This is a genomic window from Actinocorallia sp. A-T 12471 (assembly GCF_033875155.1).
Taxonomy (GTDB): Bacteria; Actinomycetota; Actinomycetes; order Streptosporangiales; family Streptosporangiaceae; genus Actinocorallia.
Map to the genome: position 1 here is coordinate 736094 of NZ_JAWZTE010000001.1, position 19799 is coordinate 755892.

Sequence of the window (19799 nt, forward strand, 5' to 3'; positions counted from 1 at the left end):
TTCGTACCCAACTGCCCGAATCGAACGCCTTACTGTGGGTAGGTGCCCGTTATGCGGAGTATCTGGAAGGGCGCCATCTCCTTCGGGCTGGTCACCATCCCGGTGAAGCTGTATTCGGCAACCGAGCAGCGTGACGTCGCCTTCCACCAGGTGCACCGCCAGGACGGCGGCCGGATCAAGTACAAGCGGGTCTGCCAGATAGACGGCGAAGAGGTGCCGTATGCGGACATCGCCAAAGGCTTCGAGCTGCCTTCCGGCGAGATGGTCGTGCTGACGGACGAGGACTTCAAGGACCTCCCCCTGACGACGTCGCGGCGCATCGACGTCCTCCAGTTCACCCCCATCGACCAGGTGGACCCGATCTACTTCAACAAGAGCTACTACCTGGAACCCGACGGCCTGGGCGCGAAGCCGTACGTGCTGTTGAGGGACGCGCTCGAAGGGTCGGGACAGGTCGCCGTCGTCAAGGTGGCGCTGCGTTCCCGCGAGGCCCTGGCGACCCTGCGCGTGCGTGACGGCGTGTTCGTCCTGGAGACGATGCTGTGGCCCGACGAGGTGCGCGCGGCGGAGTTCCCCTTCAAGGAGGAGGACATCGAGGTACGGCCGCAGGAGCTGAAGATGGCGTCGTCGCTGATCGACTCGATGCAGGCCGATTTCGACCCCTCGGAGTACAAGGACGCCTACCGCGAGGCGTTGCAGGCCGTGATCGACGCCAAGGCCGAGGGGCGCGAGGTCGTCCAGCCTGAGGCCCCGTCGGAGGAGCCCGCGGCCACCGATCTGCTCGCCGCCCTGCGCGCGAGCGTCGAGGCGGCGAAGAAGAGCCGCACGGAGGGCGGGACGAAGACGGCGGCCAAGAAGCCTTCTACGCAGAAGCCCGCGACGCGTAAGCCGCCCCGCCGCAAGTCCGCGTAAGGGCTTGTCATCCCGGGGCCGTCGTTACGCCGGGTTCGTCATGTCGAGGCCGAGGCGCTCGCCGACCTCGCGGAGCATCAGCTCGAAGAAGGGCTCGGGGTCGGTGAGCGCGAAGTCGAGGTGGCCGAACACCTCGAGGCTCACCGCGCCGTGCAGGCGCACCCAGCACTGCAGGAAGACGAGGATGCAGCCGAGCGGCAGGTCGAGGCCGAGCCTGTCGCGGTAGGCGGCGAGCTGTTCGCGCACGTCATCGTCGATCTCGGCGTCGGCGGGCACCGGGAACGGCAGCTTGGCCCACAGCTCCTGGAACAGCTCGAGGAACGTGAGGCCGAAGCGGCGGCCGCACTCGGAGGCGAAGTCCTCCTGCTCCTCCTGGCCGAACCCGGGCAGCGGCGTGCCGAACAGCAGCGCGTACTCGCGCCGGTGGTCGTGCGCCCAGGTGCGGAACTCGCGGCACGCCGCCCGGAACTTGGCGGCCATGTCGTGTTCCGGGGCCGCGTGCAGGCCGCTGTGCAGCGCGTCGGTCAGGTCGTTGAACAGATCGCCCACCACATGCCGCAGCAGCTGGCCGTGGCTCGGGAAGTAGCGGTAGAGCGCCGGCGCGGTCATGCCCATCTCCCGCGCTATGGCACGCAGCGTGACGGCTTCGCTACCTTCCTGCACGAGCAGTCGTCGGGCGGTCTCGGTGATCTCCATGATCGTGGCGGCCCGGACGCGCTCCCGCCTGCCGAGATTCATCTTTCTTCCGCTCCCTGTGGCCTGGATCGCACTTGACCGTACCTCAGGGAGCTGCGATGTTAACACCGTATGCGCCGTTAACGGCGTTAGCAAACGTGACTAGTGGTCGCGAAAGTAGAGGGGATTAGCAGGATGTTCGAGACCTGGGGGCGGCTGCTCTACCGGCGCCGCAAGCCCATCCTCTGGCTCTCCCTAGCCGTCGTCCTGTTCTTCGGGGGATGGGGAACCGGAGTCTTCGGGGGACTGACCACCGCAGGCGGCTTTGACACGCCGAGCAGTGAGAGCCACAAGGCGGCGACCCTGCTTGAGGACACGTTCGGGCGCGCGGAGCCCGACATCGTCGTGCTCTACGAGGGAGCTCCCGCAGACGTCGCCACCGAAGCCGCCGTAACGCTCTCCCTGGACAAGCTGCCCAAGGACAAGGTCGCTTCGGTCGCCACCTACTGGAGCACCGGATCGCCGCAGTTCGTCAGCGAAGACAAGAACTCCACTTACGCCGTCATCACCCTGTCGGGACAGACCCCGCAGGAGAGGACCGACCAGTACACCGCGCTAGAACCCCTCCTCCGCGAGGCCGGAGGGCTGACCGTCAAGCTCGGCGGCCAGATAGCCGTGGAGAACGCGATCAACACGCGCGTCTCCAGCGACATCGCCCGTGTGGACGCCATATCCCTGCCGATCCTGCTCGTCCTCCTGCTCGTCATCTTCGGCGGCGTCGTCGCGGCCTCCCTTCCCCTCGTCATAGGCGGCATCGCCATCCTCGGCTCCTTCACCGCCCTGCACGTCCTCACCTACCTCACCGACGTCTCCACGTTCTCCATCTCCATCACCACGTTCCTCGGCCTCGGCCTGGCCATCGACTACGGGCTGTTCATGGTCTGGCGCTTCCGCGAGGAACTCGCCCGCGCCGACGGCGACGTCGAGACGGCCACCGCGCGGACCATGACGACCGCGGGCCGTACCGTCATCGTCTCGGGCGTCACCGTCGCGGTCTCCCTCGCCGGGCTCCTTGTCTTCGAGCAGAACTTCCTGCGGTCCATGGGCATGGGCGGTATCGGCACCGTCGTCGTCGCGATGCTCGCCGCGGTGGTCGTCCTGCCCGCCCTCATGGCGGTGCTCGGCCCGCGCGTCAACGGTCGGCGGGCCCGGCGCGCGAAGGCGGGCTCGGGCGAGCGCTGGCGCAGGCTCGCCGATGCCGTGATGCGGCGGCCCCTGCTCGTCGCGGTGCCGATCGTCGTGCTGCTGCTGGCCCTCGGCTCGCCGTTCCTGCGCATCGCCTGGGGCGGCGTCGACACGAGGGTGCTGCCCGAGGGGACCGAGAGCAGGGTCGTCACCGAGACGCTCCAGGCCGGCTTCGCGGGCGGCGGCGTCAACCCCGTCGAGGTGGCCGTCCAGGGCGCGGACGAGGCTTCCGCGCGGTCCTACCTGACGGCCCTCACCGGGGTGCCCGGCGTCACGGGAGGCCAGGTCGTGGGGACGTCGGGAGACGTCACCCACCTCCGGCTCACGTACGCCGCCGAGCCGTACTCCGACCAGGCGCGCGACCTGGTCGAACGGGTAAGAGAAGTCCCGGCTCCCGGCACGACGTACGTGGGAGGCGTGTCGGCGACCCTTGACGACCAGTTGACGAGCCTCGCCGAACGGCTCCCCCTCCTCGCCGGAATCGTCGGCACGGCGACGTTCGTGCTTCTGTTCCTCGCCTTCGGGTCGATCCTCCTGCCCCTCAAGGCGATCCTCATGAACCTGCTGTCACTGACCGCGACCTTCGGCGCGATCGTCTGGATCTTCCAGGACGGGAACCTGTCCGGGCTGCTGGACTTCACCGTCACCGGCGACATAGCCCCCGCGATGCCGATCCTCATGCTCGCGCTGCTGTTCGGCATCTCCATGGACTACGAGGTGTTCCTCCTGTCGCGCATCCGCGAACAGTACGACCTCACCGGAGACAACACGCTCGCTGTCGCGACCGGCCTCCAGCGCACGGGGTCGATCATCACCACCGCGGCGCTGCTGTTCATCGTCGTCGTCGCCGCGTTCGCCACCTCCGGCATCACGTTCATGAAGCTCACCGGCGTCGGCATGGTCATCGCGATCGTGGTCGACGCGACGGTCATCAGGGCGCTGCTCGTCCCCGCGACGATGCGGCTGCTCGGGGCGGCGAACTGGTGGGTGCCCAAGCCGCTCGCCGGGATCTACCGCAGGTACGGCATCCGGGAGGAGGGCGAGCCCGTCCCCGTTCGGGAGCCTGCGCCGGTCTGAGGCGTCAGGGCGTGGCGGCGGCGTCCGGGGAGGCGGGCGCCGTCGTCGCGGGCGCGGCCGGGCCCGTGGGCGCCGGGCGCCGGTGGGGGCCTGGCCTGCGGGCGCGGGGGACTGGGCGAGGGCGTCGGGCGTCGTGGCGCGGAACGCCTCGGCCACCTTCGTCACGAGGTGCTCGGCGGTCTCGATGCCGTAGCCGTGCGACGGGTTGTGCTTGGTCATGACCGCGACGAGCAGGTCGTGGCCGTGGCCCTCGATCCTGCCCACGCTGTTGACGGCCCAGCGGTCCCCGTCGCGCTCGTGCGTCATCCAGCCGTTCTTGACGTACAGCGCGTCGCCTTCCAACGCGCCTGCCTCAAGACCCCAACGCTGGTCCTCCTGCACCGCGCCCATCTGCTCGAGGACGAACGCCCTGCCCTTCTCGTCAAGGGGGCCGGTGAACAGGCGCTGGAGCAGCCTGACGCGGTCGGCGGGGGTCGTCGTGGTGAGGCTCCAGCACAGCAGGTCGAGGCACGAGGCGTCGATCGCGGTGGTGTCCTTCAGGCCGAAGCGCTTGCCCGCCGCGTTCACGCCGGTCGCGCTCCCGGCCCGCACGAACGAGCGGTCCGCCGCCTCGTTGTCGGACTCGCGGAGCATGATCTTGAGGTCGTCGCGCTCGGCGGACGACAGGGCGTCGCCCGCCTTCTGGCGGCGCAGCAGCAGCGTCATGGCGATGTCGAGCTTGGCGACGCTCGCGGTCACGAACTCCTCGCCGGACCGGAACGCGTAGGACTGGCCGGTCACCCTGTCGACGACCATGACCCCGGCGGCGCTGGCCCGTCCGGACAGGTACTTCTTGAAGTCCGCGTCCAGCGCGCGTGAGTCGAGCTTGAGCGGCGGGGGCGGCGTCGTCACCGCGAGGGTCGGCGCGGCGGAGGAAGCGCCGGGCGCGGCGCGCTCCGGCGCGGGCCGTCCGCAGCCCGCGGCGAGCGCGAGGACGAGCAGCGCGGCGGTCGCGCGGCGGGCTGTGATCATGATCGCCTATCTCGCCGTTCGGGCGGGGAGCCCGCTCACCCGCCCTCGGGGAGCGGGCCGTGCCACCGGGCCCCGCGCAGGTCAACGCGGTCTTCCCCGCGCAGCGGGGTGCCCTCACGAGAGTACTCGGCCAACGCGCGCCGCTCGTGACCCGGCAGCAGGCGTCCGTCGGCGCGGACCACCCGCCACCACGCCACCGCGCCGCCGGACGTCGCCATGACGCGGCCGACCTGCCTCGGCCCGCCCGCGCCCAGGTACTCCGCGACGTCGCCGTAGGTCATGACGCGCCCGGGCGGGATGCGGTCGACCAGATCCAGGACCAGATCGGCATAGGACGGGGCGGCCGGGCCGTCCTCGTCGCCCCCGCGCCGGTCGTCCACGTGTTCGGACATTCTCCGATCCTTCCACGTCAGCGGCCGGGCGGGCGAAAAATCTGGGCGGCGGAAAGTACTTGACGATGTGGAAAGTGGAATGTACTTTCCTAAGTGGAAAGTAGTTGCGGTGCCCGCGGGCGCCGCCCCCCCAGGAGGTATGTGATGAGCGGGATCTCCCCGGAAGAGGCGCTGGCCCAGATCGGGCGCACGCAGCAGAACGCCTACACCAGGCAGCAGCTGCCGCTGTGGTACCCGGCGGGTTTCGCGGCGCTGATGACGCTCAGCCAGATCGGCCTGGACGACGAGTTCGGCTGGCGCTTCTTCGTCCTGGGCATCGGCGGGCTCGCCGCGATGGGCGCGCTGGTGTCCTTGCTGCTCAACCGGTGGGCCAAGGTGCGCTGGACCAAGGAGACCTGGACCCCGAGCGCGTCGATCACCTACGTCGTCTGGCTGCTCGCCGCGGCGGGCCTCGCCCTGGGCGCGCACTTCCTGGTGTTCGACGGCTTGGCCGAGCCGGGCCGCAAGCTCGCGGCGGGCGCGGTGGCCGTGGTGTACCTGCTGGCCACCACCCGGCCCGCCGAAGCCCTCATCATCCGGCTCAGCAAGGCGAAGGTGGTCTCATGAGCGCGCTCGACCCGGTGATCCACGCACCCGTCAGGCTGCAGATCATGTCCGTGCTCGCCGCGGCGCAGGAGGCCGAGTTCTCCTTCGTCCGGGAATCCGTCGAAGTCAGCGACTCGGTGCTGTCCAGGCAGGCGGCGGCCCTGGAGAACGCGGGCTATGTCGTCATCCGCAAGGGGCACGTCGGCAAACGGCCGCGCACCTGGCTGTCCCTCACCCCGGAGGGGCGCACGGCCTTCCGCGACTATGTGTCGGAGCTCCAGCGGATCGTCGGGCAGCCGCTGCCCGCCGCGCAGGACGGCGTCCCCTGAAGAGAGCTCGCGTGCGGGTGGCTGAGAATGCGAAGAGCCCTGCGGGAAGTACTCCCGCAGGGCTCTGTCACCTCGCCTTTGTCGGTGGCCGCGTCGGCTGCTTCATCGGCCGCCGGATGGGCCACCGGGTGGGCGCGGCGGTCGAGGCCGCGCCCGGGGCCGTCAGTAGGACGGCAGGCTCGGGTCGATCTGGCGCACCCAGGCGAGCACACCGCCGCCGACGTGCACGGCGTCGGCGAAGCCCGCGTTCTTCACCACGGCCAGCGCCTCGGCCGAGCGCACACCCGACTTGCAGTGCAGCACGATCTTCCGGTCCTGGGGCAGCTTCTCCAGCGCGTTGCCGTTGAGGAACTCGCCCTTGGGGATCAGCGTCGCACCCGGGATGTTGACGATCTCGTACTCGTTCGGTTCGCGCACGTCGACGAGGAAGATCTTCTCGTCGGCGTCCTGCCAGGACTTGAGCTCCTGCACCGTGATGGTGGAGTCCTGCGCCGCGTCGGCCGCCTCCACCGAGACCGCGCCGCAGAACGCCTCGTAGTCCTCGAGCAGCTCGGTGATCGTGGCGTTCTCACCGCACAGCGGGCACTCGGGGTCCTTGCGGACCTTCACCGAGCGGTACGTCATCTCCAGTGCGTCGTAGATCATCAGCCGGCCGACCAGCGGCTCGCCGATGCCCGCCAGCAGCTTGATCGCCTCGTTCACCTGGATCGAGCCGATCGAGGCGCACAGCACGCCGAGCACGCCGCCCTCGGCGCACGAGGGCACCATGCCGGGGGGCGGGGGCTCGGGGTACAGGCAGCGGTAGCACGGGCCGTGCTCGGCCCAGAACACGCTCGCCTGGCCGTCGAAGCGGTAGATCGAGCCCCACACATAGGGCTTGCCGAGCAGCACCGCGGCGTCGTTGACCATGTAGCGGGTCGCGAAGTTGTCGGTGCCGTCGACGATCAGGTCGTACTGGGCGAAGATCTCCAGCACGTTGTCGCGGTCGAGCGCGGTGTTGTGCACCACGAGCTCGATCAGCGGGTTGATCTCGCGGACGGTCGCCGCCGCGGACTCGGCCTTGGGCAGGCCGAGCGTGGCCTGGCGGTGGATGATCTGCCGCTGGAGGTTGGATTCGTCGACGATGTCGAAGTCGATGATGCCCAGCGTGCCGATGCCGGCGGCCGCGAGGTACATGAGCGCGGGCGAGCCGAGGCCGCCGGCGCCGACGACCAGCACCTTGGCGTTCTTCAGGCGCTTCTGCCCGGTCATCCCCACATCGGGGATGATGAGGTGCCGCGAATAGCGGTTCACCTCGTCACGGGTCAGGTCGGCCGCAGGCTCGACCAGCGGTGGCAGGGACACGTTTCACTCCAATGCCGGGATGGGGCGCGCTGTTCGTCCTGGCATAACCGAGGCATGGGCCGGGACATTCCCAATCTACCGGTGGGGCGCGGCGGCCCCTCCGAGCAGGGCCGCGCCGAGCAGCCCGGCCCGGTCGCCGAGGGAGGCGCGCACGATCTCCACGGGCCGGTGGTAGGTGGTGCGGGCGGTCACCAGGTCGCGCAGCGGGCTCAGCAGGGTCTCGCCGCTCTGCGCGAGCCCGCCGCCGATGACCACGCGCGCCGGGGCGCAGATCGTCATGTAGGCGAGGATCGCGGTGGCCAGCGCCTCGACCGCGTCGGTCCAGACGCCGAGCGCGGTCGGCTCGCACGCCTCGACCAGCGCGGCGACCTCGTGCGCCGCGGTCCTGGCGCCCGCGCGCTCGGAGTAGCGGCGGCCGACGGCCGAGGCGGAGGCGACGGTCTCCAGGCAGCCGCGCGAGCCGCAGCCGCACGGGTAGCCGCCGGGGTCGATGAGCATGTGGCCGATCTCGCCGCCGTAGCCGCCGCCGCTGAACGGGCGTCCCTCGAGGATCATCGCGCCCGCGATGCCGGTGCCCAGGGCGAGGAAGAGCAGGTCGCTCTCGCCCTTGCCTGCGCCGAGCACGGACTCCGCGAGGCCGCCAGCGCGCACGTCGTGGCCGATCTCGACGGGCATGTCGGTGTGGGCGGTGAGGTGGTCGCGCAGCGGGAAGTCGGTCCAGCCGATGTTGGCCGAGGAGCGCACCACGCCCTCGGCCTCGTCGATGATGCCGGGGATCACCACGCCCGCGCCGGTGGGGCGCAGGCCGTGCTCGGCGGCCTGCCCGCGCAGGTCGCGGACCGCGCCCACGATCCGGTCGGTCACCGCGGCGGGGCCGTCCGCCCGGCCGGTGTCGTACAGCCGTTCGGCGATGATGCGCGCGTCCGGCCCGACGAGCCCGGCTTTCATCCGCGTGCCGCCCACGTCAAGCGCGACCACGCACGACTCACGCGACTCCGGCATGCAGGACTCTCCCCTCGCTTGTGGGGCGAACCGCCCCCGGCGCATCATGCCCTGTCCCCGATGACGGCCGGTAATCGGAGCTGCCGTGGGCCGCCTCGCCGGGCAGGTGGGCGGTTCATATCCCCGATCCAGAAGGGAAGATCCGGCGTCGTAAGGGGGTGAGACGCCCAGGTCGGATGTTTCCGGATGGCGGCCCAATACCGATGGGTTGGTGCGATCATGCGTCCTAGCCTCGGGGAGGAGAGTGCGATGACGGACGGGGTGGTTCTCGGCGGCCGGTACCGGCTCGGCGAGCAGATCGGCAAGGGCGGGATGGGCCAGGTCTTCAAGGCCGTGGACACCCGGTTGGAGCGCGAGGTCGCGGTCAAGGTGCTGCCGCAGGCCCCCGACCAGGACTCGGTGGGCGTCGCGAGGTTCCTGCGCGAGGCGCGGCTGGCGGCCACGCTCCAGCACCCGGGCATCACCGTCGTGCACGACATCGACGTCGACGACAACGTGCTCTACCTGGTCATGGAGCTGCTGAACGGGCGCGACCTGCACAAGCTGCTTGAGTCGCGGCCCGGCGGGCTGCCCCTCGACCAGGCCGTCGACCTCGCCGTCCAGATCACCGACGCGCTCGGCGCGGCGCACGCCAGGGGCGTGGTGCACCGCGACCTCAAGCCCGCGAACGTGATGATCGTGGAGGGCGGCCGCGCGAAGCTGTGCGACTTCGGCATCGCCAAGCACCTGTCGTCGGCGACCGGGCTCACCGGCAGCGGCGTCCTCGGCACGCCCGTCTACATGGCCCCGGAGCAGTTCCTCGGCCGTGAGATCGACGCGCGCACCGACATCTACCTGCTCGGCGGCATGTTCCACGAGCTGTTCTGCGGCAAGCCGCCCTTCCCGATCGACGAGGGGCTCGAGGAACTCGTCCAGGGGCACCTCAGGTACCAGCCGAAGGGGCCGCGCCACCACAACTCCGCGGTGCCGCACGAGGTCGACCGCATCGTCCTCGACATGCTCGCCAAGGACCCCGCCGAGCGGCCCGCCGACGCCGCCGAGATCGTCCGGCGGTTGAAGGCGCTCGGGCCTGTCCAGGCGGGCCCGCCGAACGCGGGTCCGGCCGCGCACCACGCGGTGGCCGCGCCGTCCGTGCCCTCGCTGCCTTCCATGCCGCCCGTGCCCTCGGGGCCGTCGACGCCGCCGGCCCCGTCGTTCCCGCAGATCTCCTCGCACACGCCGCCGCCCTCGCCCTCGGCCGAGTACGACCAGCTGCACAGCCGCGCCGCGCGCTACTGCCACGAGGGTCGGCACGTTGAGGCGATCGGCGCGGCCGAGCAGGCGTCCAACGGGCGCGCCCAGCTGCTCGGCCCCGAGCATCCCGACACGCTGAGCAGCAGGAACATCCTCGCGTCCGCGCTCTACCTTGCCGGGCGGGGGCAGGAGGCCGAGGCCGTCGCGCGGACCGTCGCCCAGGCGCGCGCCCGCGTCTTCGGCAACGAGCACCCGCGCACGCTGCGCAGCTGGCTGCTCGTCGCGAAGATCCTCTACACGGTCGGGCGGCCGCTCGAGGCGCTGCCGATCGCCCAGGGCGTCGCGCGCGACCGGGGCCGCATCTTCGGCCCGGAGAACGCCGAGACCCAGGAGGCGCGCAACACCGAGGGCTGGGCGCTGCACGCGCTGGGCCGCCACCCCGAGTCCCTCGGCGTCGCGTTCGACACCGCGACGGCAAGGGGCAGGCTGCTCGGCAACGAGCACCCCGACACTCTGGAGACCCGGCTCCTGCTCGGCCTCGCCAACCAGGCGGTCGGCCAGTTCCCCCGTGCGCACGCGATCGCGACCGCGCTCAAGACCGACTGCCACAAGGTCCTCGGCCCCGCCCACCCCCTGACCGCCCGCGCTGAGTCCCTATGGACCTCCCTCAACACCCCCACCCCAACCCCCTACTACCGCTGACCCCCCACCCCACCACCCCGCACCCCTCCCACCCGAAACACGGCCAGCGGCCCAGAACAACGCACACTCCTGCCCCCGGCCCGGAACCCGGGCGGCGGGGCCGAGCGCGCCGCGCTGCCGCGCCTGGCCTGGAACCCGGGCGGCGGGGCCGAGTGCGCCGCGCTGCCGCGCCTGGCCCGGAACACGGGCGGCGAGGACGAGTTCGCCGCGCTGCCGCGTCCGGCCCGGAACCCGAGTGGCGGGGCCGGGCGACGCGCACTCTGCCGCGTCCGGCCCGGAACGCGGGCGGTGTGCCGGGTGTGACGCGCTCTGCCGCGTTCGGTCGGGAACGCGGTGGTGGGGATGGGTGTGATGCGCGCTGCCGCGTTCGGTTAGGAACGCGAGAGGTCGGGGCGGGTGTGACGCATGCCGCCGTGCCCGTCCTGCTGAGCGCGAGAGGTCGGGGCGGGTGTGACGCATGCCGCCGTGTGCGTCCTGTGGAACGTGGGAGGTCGGGGTGGGTGTGATGCGGGACGCTATGCGCTGGCTGGGGTGGGTGTGATGTGTGGCGTCGCGCCTGGCCCGGAGGGCGGGTGGACGGGTGGGGTCGGCTTGGGGGCGTGTGTGGCGGGGTCGTTGGGGTGTTGGGTGGGGTGCTTCTGTCCGGGGGGGCTGCGGGGTTTTTCGTGGTGAAGGTCGGCTCGTCTGTGCACATTGGCCAAATGAGGGTGGATCTTCTGCTTGAGTTTCCAGGGTGGTCTCCTCTCCCTACCGGCTCGTGCGTCGCGGTGGTCCCGACGCCGGTCGGGCACGGTCGGAGGCGCCCGCGCTCGACGCGGCGCAGCGCGCGGTCGTCGCCCATGCCGGTGGGCCGCTGCTTGTCCTGGCCGGACCGGGCACCGGCAAGACCACGACGATCGTCGAGGCCGTCGTGGACCGGATCGAGCGGCGCGGCGTCGACCCCGAGCGGATTCTCGTCCTCACCTTCAGCCGCCGCGCCGCCGAGGAGCTGCGGCAGCGGATCACCGGCCGGCTCGGCGTCACCACCCGCTCGCCGCTCGCCCTGACCTTCCACTCCTACGCGTGGGCGCTGCTGCGCCGTCAGGCGGTGCTTGACGACGTCGAGCCGCCGCGCCTGCTCACCGGCCCCGAGCAGCTGCTCGAAGTGCGCAGGCTGCTGGAAGGCGAGGTCGACGACGGCGCGAAGGGCTGGTCGGACAGGCTGCTGCCCGCCCTGAACACCAGGGGTTTCGCCGAGGAGCTGCGCGACTTCGTCTCCCGCGCCCAGGAACGCGGCATCGACCCCGACAGGCTGTACGAGCTCGGCATCGAGAACGGCCGCGACGACTGGACGGCGATCGCCGGGTTCATGGTCCGCTACGACCAGCGGTTCGCGCTCGACCCCGTCCAGTCCTACGACTACGCCGAGATCATCCGCGAAGCCGCAGGGCTGCTCACCCACGACGAGGACGTCCGGCGCAGCGAACGCGCCGCCTACGACGCCGTCTTCGTGGACGAGTACCAGGACACCGACCCCGCGCAGGAGGCTCTGCTCCAAGGGCTCGCCGGAGGGGGCCGCGACCTGGTGGCCGTCGGAGACCCCGACCAGTCCATCTACGCCTTCCGGGGGGCCGACGTGCGCGGCATCCTCGACTTCCCCGTCCGCTTCCCGCGCCGCGACGGCTCTCCCGCGCCCGTCATGCCGCTGAAGGTCTCGCGGCGGATGCCGGACAAGCTCCTCGAGGCGAGCCGCCGCGTCGCCCGCCGCCTCCCCGGCCCGGCCGAGCACCGCGCGCTCGTCCCCGCCGAGGAGTCGCCCGAGGGGGCGTCGGAAGGCGAGGCGCACCCCGGCGAGGTGCGCGTCGTCGTCGCCGACGGGGCGAGCCAGGAGGCCGCCGTCGTCGCCGACGAGCTGCGGCGCGCGCACCTGCTCGAAGGGGTCCCGTGGTCGCGGTGCGCGGTGCTGGTCAGGGGCGCGCACCAGGTCGCGGGCCTGCGCAGGGCCCTGCTCCAGTCGGGCGTGCCGGTCAGCGCGTCGCCCGAGGACGTGCCGCTCTACAACGAGCCCGCAGTGCGGCCGCTGCTCCTTGTGCTCAGAGCGGCGCTGCGGCCCGGCCACCTCACCGAGCGGGTCGCCGACGAACTGCTCACCGGCCCGCTCGGCGGCGCGGACGCCCTCGGCATGCGAAGACTGCGCCGCGCCCTGCGCGATCTCGAGGAGCTCGCCCACGGCACCCGCAGTAGCGCTGAGCTGCTGGTCGCGGCGCTTGAGGACGCCCGCGAGCTGATCTTCGTACACGAGAAGGTCAGGGCCCCGGCCGAGCGCGTCGCCGCGCTGATCCAGACCGCGCGCGAGACCGGCGGCACCGCGGAGGACGTCCTGTGGGCGGTGTGGGAGCAGTCGGGCCTGGCCGAACGCTGGCTCGCCGAGAGCCAGCGCGGCGGCGCGCGGGGCGCGGCGGCCGACCGTGACCTCGACGCCGTCGTCGCGCTGTTCGACCGGGCCGCGAGGTTCGTGGACCGGCTGCCCAAGGGCGGCCCGCTCGTCTTCGTGGAGGACCTGGCCGAGCAGGAGATCGCCGGAGAGACCCTCGCCGAGCGCGCCCCGGACGGTGAGACCGTCAAGATCCTCACCGCGCACCGCGCCAAGGGCCTCGAGTGGGACGTGGTCGCCGTCGCCGGGGTCCAGGAGGGCCTGTGGCCGGACCTGCGGCTGCGCGGCTCGCTGCTCGGCGTCGAGGAGATGATCGAGGGCCCCGACCTCCTCGACCCCGTGTCGGGCGCGACCCTGGCGGCCAAGATGATGGCCGAGGAACGGCGGCTGTTCTACGTGGCCGTCACGCGCGCGCGCAAACGCCTCGTCGTGACGGCCGTCGGAGGCGAGGACACCGAAGACAGGCCCTCCAGGTTCCTCAACGAACTCGCGCCCGGAGGCGGCGAGCAGGTACGGCCGGAGGAGAAGACGCGCTGGCTCTCGCTGCCCGCGCTCGTGGCCGACCTGCGCTCGTCCGTCGCCGACCCGGGCAGGCCGCTCGCCATGCGCCGTGCGGCAGCCGCCCACCTTGCCCGGCTGGCACGCGCCGGCGTACGCGGCGCGGGACCTGACGGCTGGTACGCCATCACGCCCCTGTCCGACCCCGGTCCGGCCTTCCCGGTCGGCGAGCAGATCGCGGTGTCGCCATCGCAGGTCGAGACGTTTACCACCTGCGGCCTGCGGTGGCTGCTCACCTCCGCCGTAGGCGCGCAGGAGGGCAGCCCCGGCGAGTACAGCACGATGGGCAAGGTCATCCACGCCGTCGCCGAACTCGCGGGCTCGGTGCCCGAGGTCACCGAAGGGCACCTCGCGCAGCGGCTTGACGAGATCTGGTCCGAGCTCGACTTCCGCAGCGCCTGGTACGGCGAGAAACAGCGCGCGCAGGCCGCCGAGATGGTGGACAAGTTCCTCACCTGGCACCGCGAGAACCCCAACGAGATCGTCGCCCTCGAGGAGTCCTTCAAGGTCGACCTCGGCAGGGTCGTCATCCGGGGCAGGATCGACCGGGCCGAACGTGACGCGCACGGCCGCGGCGTCATCATCGACATCAAGACCGGCGGCCAGCCCGTGCCGCCCGACCAACTCGCCCGCAACCCCCAGCTCGGCGTCTACCAGTACGCGGTCATGCTCGGCGCGTTCGCCAGGCACGGCCTGCTTGAGCCGGGCGGCGCGAAACTCGTCCAGGTCGGCAAGGCGGCCTTCACCCGCAAGGCGCGCGAGCAGGCGCAGCCGCCGCCGTCCGACGATCCCGATCCGGCGTGGCCGAAGAAGCTGGTCGAGATCGTCGCGGAGGGGATGTCGTCGCCGGTGTTCCAGGCGACGGTCAACGACAAGTGCCGGACGTGCCCCGTCAAGTCGTGCTGCCCCGTCCACGAGAGCGGCGGCGAAGTCGGCTCCTAGCGCGCTGTGAAGTGCGCGAATACCGGCGCGATCTGTCAGACCCGTCGTGTTGACTCTTCGTCAAGCCGCCCGGCCGGGCCTGTGGATAACTTTCCGCGGAGGTCGGCGCGGGGGTGTTGAATCGGGGTCAGCCGGTCGCGGTGGCCGGTGGACGCGGAAGGGGGTGAGCGGTGTGATCACGCCGGGGGAGCTGGCGCGGCGGCTCGGGCTGCCGGAGCCGACGGACGAGCAGGCCGCGGTCATCCGCGCGCCGCTCGGCCCGATGGCGGTGGTCGCCGGGGCCGGGTCGGGCAAGTCCGAGACGATGGCGGCGCGCGTGGTGTGGCTCGTGGCGAACCGGCTCGTGCGGCCGGAGCGCGTCCTCGGCCTCACCTTCACGCGCAAGGCCGCCGCCGAACTCGCCGCCCGTGTCCGCAGACGGCTCGACGGCCTGCGCGAGCATCCCGATCTCGTGGAACCCGAACTGCTCGACGGCGAGCCCACGGTCTCCACCTACCACTCCTACGCCGCGCGGCTGTTCGGCGACCACGCGCTGCGCGAGGGGCTGGAACCGACGCTGCGGCTCATCTCGCCCGCCGTGGCCTGGCAGATCGCGACGCGGGTCGTGGACTCCCACGACGGCCCGATGGACCGCGTCGACTGGACGCCGGACACCGTCACCCGCGCGGTGATCGACCTGTCCGGCGATCTCGCCGAGCACCTGCGCGGCGTCGAGCACGTCAGGCGGGTGGGGGAGTGGCTGCACCAGCGGTTCGACGCGCTCGCCAAGCCGCTCGCCAAACAGCGCGAGGTGCTCGACAGGCAGGCCGCGCGCGAGCAGCTGCTTCCGCTGATCGAGGCGTACGCGCGGGCCAAGCGGCGGCGTGAGGTGGTCGACCACGGCGACCAGATGTCGTTCGCCGCGCGGATCGCCGAGCGGCATCCGGAGGTCGGCGTGATCGAGCGGTCCCGCTATCCGGTGGTGTTGCTTGACGAGTACCAGGACACCGGGCACTCCCAGCTCGTCCTGCTCAAGTCGCTGTTCGGCGGCGGGCACGCGGTCACGGCGGTCGGCGACCCCTGCCAGTCGATCTACGGCTGGCGGGGCGCGTCGGCGGGCAACCTCCTCGGCTTCCCACGGGACTTCCCAGCGCCGGGCGGGGGCGAGTCGCCCATGCGGGAGCTCACCCGCAGCTTCCGCAACGGCGAGCGCATCCTGGACGCCGCGGCCAGGGTGCAGGCCGAACTGCGCGCGGAGATGCGCAGGGTGTCCCCGCTGCGCCCGGCCGAGTCGCGGATCGGGCGCGGCAGGGTCGAATGCGCGCTGCTGCCCACGGTCGAGGACGAGGCCGAGCGGATCTCCGCTCGGATCGCGGCGCTGCTCGCCGCACCCGACCCGGAGACCGGCGAAAGCCTCAAGCCTTCCGATATCGCTGTCCTCGCCCGCAAACGCGCACAGTTCCCGCTCATCCGGCAGAAGCTCATCGAGCGGGACATCAAGGTAGAGGTGGTCGGGCTCGGCGGGCTGCTCACCGTCCCCGAGGTCCAGGACGTCGTGGCGACCCTGCGCGTCATGCAGGACCCGTCGGCGGGCGCGTCGCTGGCAAGGCTGCTCACCGGGCCGCGCTGGCGGATCGGCCCGCGTGATCTCGTGGCCCTCGGCAGACGCGCCCGCGACCTCGCCAGGGAGGCGCGGCGCGACATCACCCGGGACGACCTGCCCGAGCCCGAGGCCCCCGTCGCGGACGCCGATCCGCTGGCCCAGCTCGTGCGGGAGCTGGGCCAGGAACAGGGCAGCCTTGTCGACGCGCTCGACGACCCGGGCCCGGCCGAGGACTACTCGCCAGACGGCCTGCGGCGGCTGCTGCGGCTGCGCGAGGAGCTGCGGTACCTGCGCAGGCAGGTCCACCTTCCGCTGCCCGACCTGGTGACCGAGATCGAACGCGTCCTCGGCCTCGACATCGAGGTCGCCGCGCGGTCCGGGCTCGATCCCGTCACCGCCCGCGCCGACCTTGACGCCTTCGTGGACGCGGCCGCGTCGTTCGCCGGAGACAACGAGGACCCCACGGCAGGGGCCTTCCTGGCCTACCTCGCGGCGGCCGAGACCGAGGAGTTCGGCCTTGAGGCGGGCCGGGTGAGCGAGGCCGAGAGCGTCAAACTGCTCACCGTGCACGCGTCCAAGGGGCTGGAGTGGCCCGTGGTCTTCGTGCCGGGACTGTCGTTCACGCCGCTGAAGAACGGCAACCCGGGCAAGGGCTCGGTCTTCCCCACGCCGCCCGCGGGCTCCACCCGCTGGACCACGAACCCGCGCATGATCCCGTTCCCGCTGCGCGGCGACCACGCCGAGCTGCCCGCGCTGCCCGGCCTGGAGAAGGCGGATCTCGAGGCGTTCGACGCGGCCTGCGGGGAGCGGGACTTCCGGGAGGAGCGGCGGCTCGCGTACGTCGCCGTCACCAGGGCGAGCGAACTCCTCGTCGCCACCGGCTACCGGTGGGGCGGGTCCGCGAAGCCGCTCGGGCCGTCGCCGTTCCTCGAGGAGATCAAAGAGGGCGCGGACGCGGTGTGGGAGTGGGCTCCGCAGCCCGAGGAGTCGGCGCACAACCCACTGCTCGCCGAACCGAAGACCGAGAGCTGGCCCGCGCCTCCGCTCGGCGAAGGGCCTCTGCTGGAGGGCGCGCGGTTCGTCCGGGATGCGATGGTCGGCCGTCCCTCGCCCTGGACGTCGACCGCGGATCTGGAGGGCGAGCACCGCGCAAGGCTCGGCGCGTGGGCGCGCGACGTCGAACTGCTCCTCGCCGAGCGGGACAAGGGCAGGGGGGTGAACGGCCTCACCGTCGAGCTGCCGGGCAAGCTCACCGTGACCTCGCTGGTGGAGCTCGCCGCGGATCCGGCGCAGCTCGCGGCGCACATCCGGCGGCCGATGCCGAAGCCGCCGGCCCCGTTCGCCCGGCGCGGCACCTCGTTCCACAGGTGGCTGGAGACCCGCTGGGGCCAGCAGCGCCTGGTCGACCCCGACGACCTCCTCGGCGCGGCCGACGACGACCTTGAGGACGCCGCGCTCGACGGCGACGCAAGGCTCGCCCTGCTCAAGGCGCGCTTCGAGGAGTCGGAGTGGGCGGCGCGCGAACCCGTCGACGTGGAGATCCCGTTCGAGACCCGGATCGGCGACCGTCTCGTCCGGGGCCGGATGGACGCGGTGTTCCGCGACGGCGACCGCTACGAGGTGGTCGACTGGAAGACCGGCTCCCCACCGCCACCCGAGGCACGCAACCACCTGGTCATCCAGCTCGCGGCCTACCGGCTGGCCTGGGCCGCGCTCGCCGACGTCCCGCTCGACCGGGTGTCGGCGGCGTTCCACTACGTGCGCGCCAACAGCACGCTCCGGCCGACCGGCCTTCCCGACGCCGAGGCGCTCGCCGCCCTCTTCACCGCCCTGCCACAGGCCCCACCCTGACCCCGCCCGACGCGGATCAGACGGGCGGGGTGAAGGGTGATCCTTATCACCGGGCTAGCTTTCAGGGGACGGTTCGGGGCATATTCCTCTGAACGACCAACCCGGGAGGCGGCGTGACGGTGATGAGCGAGGGGACGGTCTCGGGGGCCGTACGTGAGTTCTGCGGGTACGCGGAACCGGAGCTCGACCTCGAGGACGTCTGCCTCGAGGTGCGCGCCGGCGCGGCCGACGTCGCGCGTGCGCTGGCCAGGCGGGTCAGGCACATCACCGCGCTCGACGAGTCGGTGGACGCGCTCGCCGAGGGCAAGCGCTGGGCCGACCGCGAGGCGCTCACCAACATCACGTTCCAGCGGGGCGACGCGGCGGCGCTGCCCTACCTGGACCGCACGTTCACGCTGCTGCTCTGCCACGACGCGCTCGGCACGGCCGCCGACCCCGGTGCGGTGCTGCGCGAACTCGTCAGGGTGAGCCGTCCTGGCGCGGGGATCGTCGTGTCCGATGCCGATCTGTCCGAGACCGACCTGTGCGCGCTGGTCGTCGCCGCCGGGGGCGAGATCAAGCGGTCCAAGACGTCCGGGTCGCGGGCTTTTGTCCATGCGGCCGCGCACTGATTCCTCGAACATACGGTTGAAAGGGCGAACCCGTGTTCGATAAGGTTTCGAACATGGGTTCCCCTACGTCCCCCTCGCCCGCCGCCCTCGCCATGCGGATCGGCGTCGTCGCCGCGGAACGCGCGCTGAGCACGCTGCTGCACAATGTGGACTTCGAGCAGGCCGCCGAAGAGGGCTACGACCTGCGCGGCTTCATCGCCCCCGAAGACTGGCCCGTCTTCTCCCTGGTCCTCGACACCCTCGCCGCCGCCACCCCCGGCGACCCCCGCCCCTTGGACGAACGCCGCGCCCAGGCCCTCGTGGACCTCGCCCGCCTCTGCCGCGCCGCCCGAGACTCCACCCTGGTCGCCTAACCCCACCCACCCTCCCCACCCACACCCCGACCACCCCACCTCCCCGCCCCGCTCCACCCCTGCGCGCGGGCCTAGCACGCCCTGCCTCCCCGCGCCCGATCGCTGTGTGCAGGCCCCGGCCGCCCTGCTTCCTCGCCCCCGCTTCGCCGCTGCGCGCTGCCGGACATCCGGCCCCGCGCTCGGCACGCTCTCGACCCGCCCTCCGCATTCCCGCGCTCGGCACTTTGGGGGAGGGGGTTTTTGGGGTGGGATGGGGGTGGGGAAGATGTGGGGGAGTTGGGGAGGGGTGGGGTGGGTGAGGGAGGTTGCTGGGAGGGTTTTTGTGGGGTTGGAGGGGGGTGGGGAGGTTCGGGGGGTGGCTGTGGAGTTGGCGGTTTTGGTGTTGGAGGAGAGGTGGGGGTGGAGGGTTGATGGGGAGGGGGCGGCGGAGAGGCTTTTGGTGGGGGAACTGGATGAGGAGGGGGTGCGGGAGGCGGCGGGGGAGTTGTTGGGGGAGATCGGGTTTGTGCCGGGGTTTGCGGTCGCGGGGTGAGGCGGGGGCGTTGGAAGGGGCCCTGGAGGTTGTGGCGCGGGATGTGAGGGCGCAGGGGTTGGGGGAGGAGGTGTCGGTGCGGTATCGGGGGGAGGGGGATGAGGTGGCTTATGTGTGTTACGGCGGGATGGCGCAGGGGGTGGGGTTGCGGGCCGTGGAGATGGACGCCGACGGGTGGTTGTGGGGGGGTGGCGGACGCGTTGCAGGAGGCGGTCATGGTGCGGGCGTGGCGAGTTTGGCCGGTGTGTGCGGAGCACGGGGTTGGGCTGCACCTGGAGACGGCGTCGGAGTCCGTGTGGGGGCCCGGGGAGGACGGGGTGTTCTGGCGCTGCCGGGGCGCGGGCGGACACCGGGTGGCGGCCGTCGGGGAACTGCCGCGGACGGGTTCCGTGCGCGGCGGGCGGGCCCGGCGGGAGAAGGGCTAGAGGGCCGCCAGGTCTTCTACGGGTG

General features: G+C 71.9%; 14 protein-coding genes and 1 pseudogene. 10 read left to right on the forward strand and 5 right to left on the reverse strand.

The window, feature by feature from the left end:
• Positions 1-51: 51 nt before the first annotated feature.
• Positions 52-912, forward strand: coding sequence for a Ku protein (locus tag R9X44_RS03475; RefSeq protein WP_319812468.1), 861 nt, complete (start codon positions 52-54; stop codon positions 910-912).
• A gap of 24 nt (positions 913-936) precedes the next feature.
• On the opposite strand, the gene R9X44_RS03480 is transcribed toward R9X44_RS03475, so the two are convergent.
• Entirely contained in the window at positions 937-1650 is a 714-nt protein-coding gene (locus tag R9X44_RS03480) for a TetR/AcrR family transcriptional regulator (RefSeq protein ID WP_319812469.1), read from the reverse strand.
• 132 nt (positions 1651-1782) lie between these two features.
• Here R9X44_RS03480 and R9X44_RS03485 point away from each other — a divergent pair, with 132 nt between their 5' ends.
• The gene (locus tag R9X44_RS03485) at positions 1783-3909 is read left to right on the forward strand and encodes an MMPL family transporter (RefSeq protein ID WP_319812470.1); all 2127 of its coding nucleotides are present in this window, start codon (positions 1783-1785) and stop codon (positions 3907-3909) included.
• A gap of 273 nt (positions 3910-4182) precedes the next feature.
• Here R9X44_RS03485 and R9X44_RS35680 read toward each other — a convergent pair.
• Positions 4183-4920 (reverse strand): annotated as a pseudogene (locus R9X44_RS35680) (serine hydrolase); the annotation flags it as partial.
• A gap of 35 nt (positions 4921-4955) precedes the next feature.
• On the reverse strand, positions 4956-5312 hold the full coding sequence (locus tag R9X44_RS03495) for an MGMT family protein (protein WP_319812472.1): 357 nt from the start codon (positions 5310-5312) through the stop codon (positions 4956-4958).
• Between the two features lie 144 nt (positions 5313-5456).
• Here R9X44_RS03495 and R9X44_RS03500 point away from each other — a divergent pair, with 144 nt between their 5' ends.
• Both R9X44_RS03500 and R9X44_RS03505 read left to right on the forward strand, forming a co-directional pair.
• The gene (locus R9X44_RS03500; protein WP_319812473.1) at positions 5457-5918 is read left to right on the forward strand and encodes a hypothetical protein; all 462 of its coding nucleotides are present in this window, start codon (positions 5457-5459) and stop codon (positions 5916-5918) included.
• Positions 5915-6226 (forward strand): transcriptional regulator, encoded by a 312-nt coding sequence (locus R9X44_RS03505; protein WP_319812474.1) that lies wholly within the window; start codon positions 5915-5917, stop codon positions 6224-6226. Before R9X44_RS03500 ends, R9X44_RS03505 begins: the two co-directional genes overlap by 4 nt.
• 162 nt (positions 6227-6388) lie before the next feature.
• Here the strand turns inward: R9X44_RS03505 and moeZ are convergent, their stop codons facing one another.
• Both moeZ and R9X44_RS03515 read right to left on the reverse strand, forming a co-directional pair.
• Entirely contained in the window at positions 6389-7570 is a 1182-nt protein-coding gene (gene moeZ / locus R9X44_RS03510) for an adenylyltransferase/sulfurtransferase MoeZ (protein ID WP_319812475.1), read from the reverse strand.
• A 75-nt stretch (positions 7571-7645) separates the two neighbouring features.
• Positions 7646-8572, reverse strand: coding sequence for an ROK family protein (locus R9X44_RS03515; RefSeq protein WP_319812476.1), 927 nt, complete (start codon positions 8570-8572; stop codon positions 7646-7648).
• A 249-nt stretch (positions 8573-8821) separates the two neighbouring features.
• On the opposite strand from R9X44_RS03515, the gene R9X44_RS03520 reads away from it, so the two are divergent.
• From R9X44_RS03520 to R9X44_RS03545, 6 genes are all read left to right on the forward strand, one after another.
• Positions 8822-10507, forward strand: a complete 1686-nt coding sequence (locus tag R9X44_RS03520) for a serine/threonine-protein kinase (protein WP_319812477.1) — start codon at positions 8822-8824, stop codon at positions 10505-10507.
• 733 nt (positions 10508-11240) lie between these two features.
• The gene (locus R9X44_RS03525; RefSeq protein ID WP_319812478.1) at positions 11241-14420 is read left to right on the forward strand and encodes an ATP-dependent DNA helicase; all 3180 of its coding nucleotides are present in this window, start codon (positions 11241-11243) and stop codon (positions 14418-14420) included.
• A gap of 172 nt (positions 14421-14592) precedes the next feature.
• Complete coding sequence (locus R9X44_RS03530) at positions 14593-17853, forward strand: ATP-dependent DNA helicase (protein ID WP_319812785.1); 3261 nt, start codon at positions 14593-14595, stop codon at positions 17851-17853.
• Between the two features lie 122 nt (positions 17854-17975).
• Positions 17976-18464, forward strand: coding sequence for a class I SAM-dependent methyltransferase (locus R9X44_RS03535; protein WP_319812786.1), 489 nt, complete (start codon positions 17976-17978; stop codon positions 18462-18464).
• Positions 18465-18517: 53 nt separating this feature from the next.
• A complete protein-coding gene (locus R9X44_RS03540) occupies positions 18518-18817 on the forward strand; it encodes a hypothetical protein (RefSeq protein WP_319812479.1) in 300 nt (99 codons plus the stop codon).
• Positions 18818-19112: 295 nt separating this feature from the next.
• A complete protein-coding gene (locus R9X44_RS03545; RefSeq protein ID WP_319812480.1) occupies positions 19113-19349 on the forward strand; it encodes a hypothetical protein in 237 nt (78 codons plus the stop codon).
• Positions 19350-19799 lie beyond the last annotated feature (450 nt).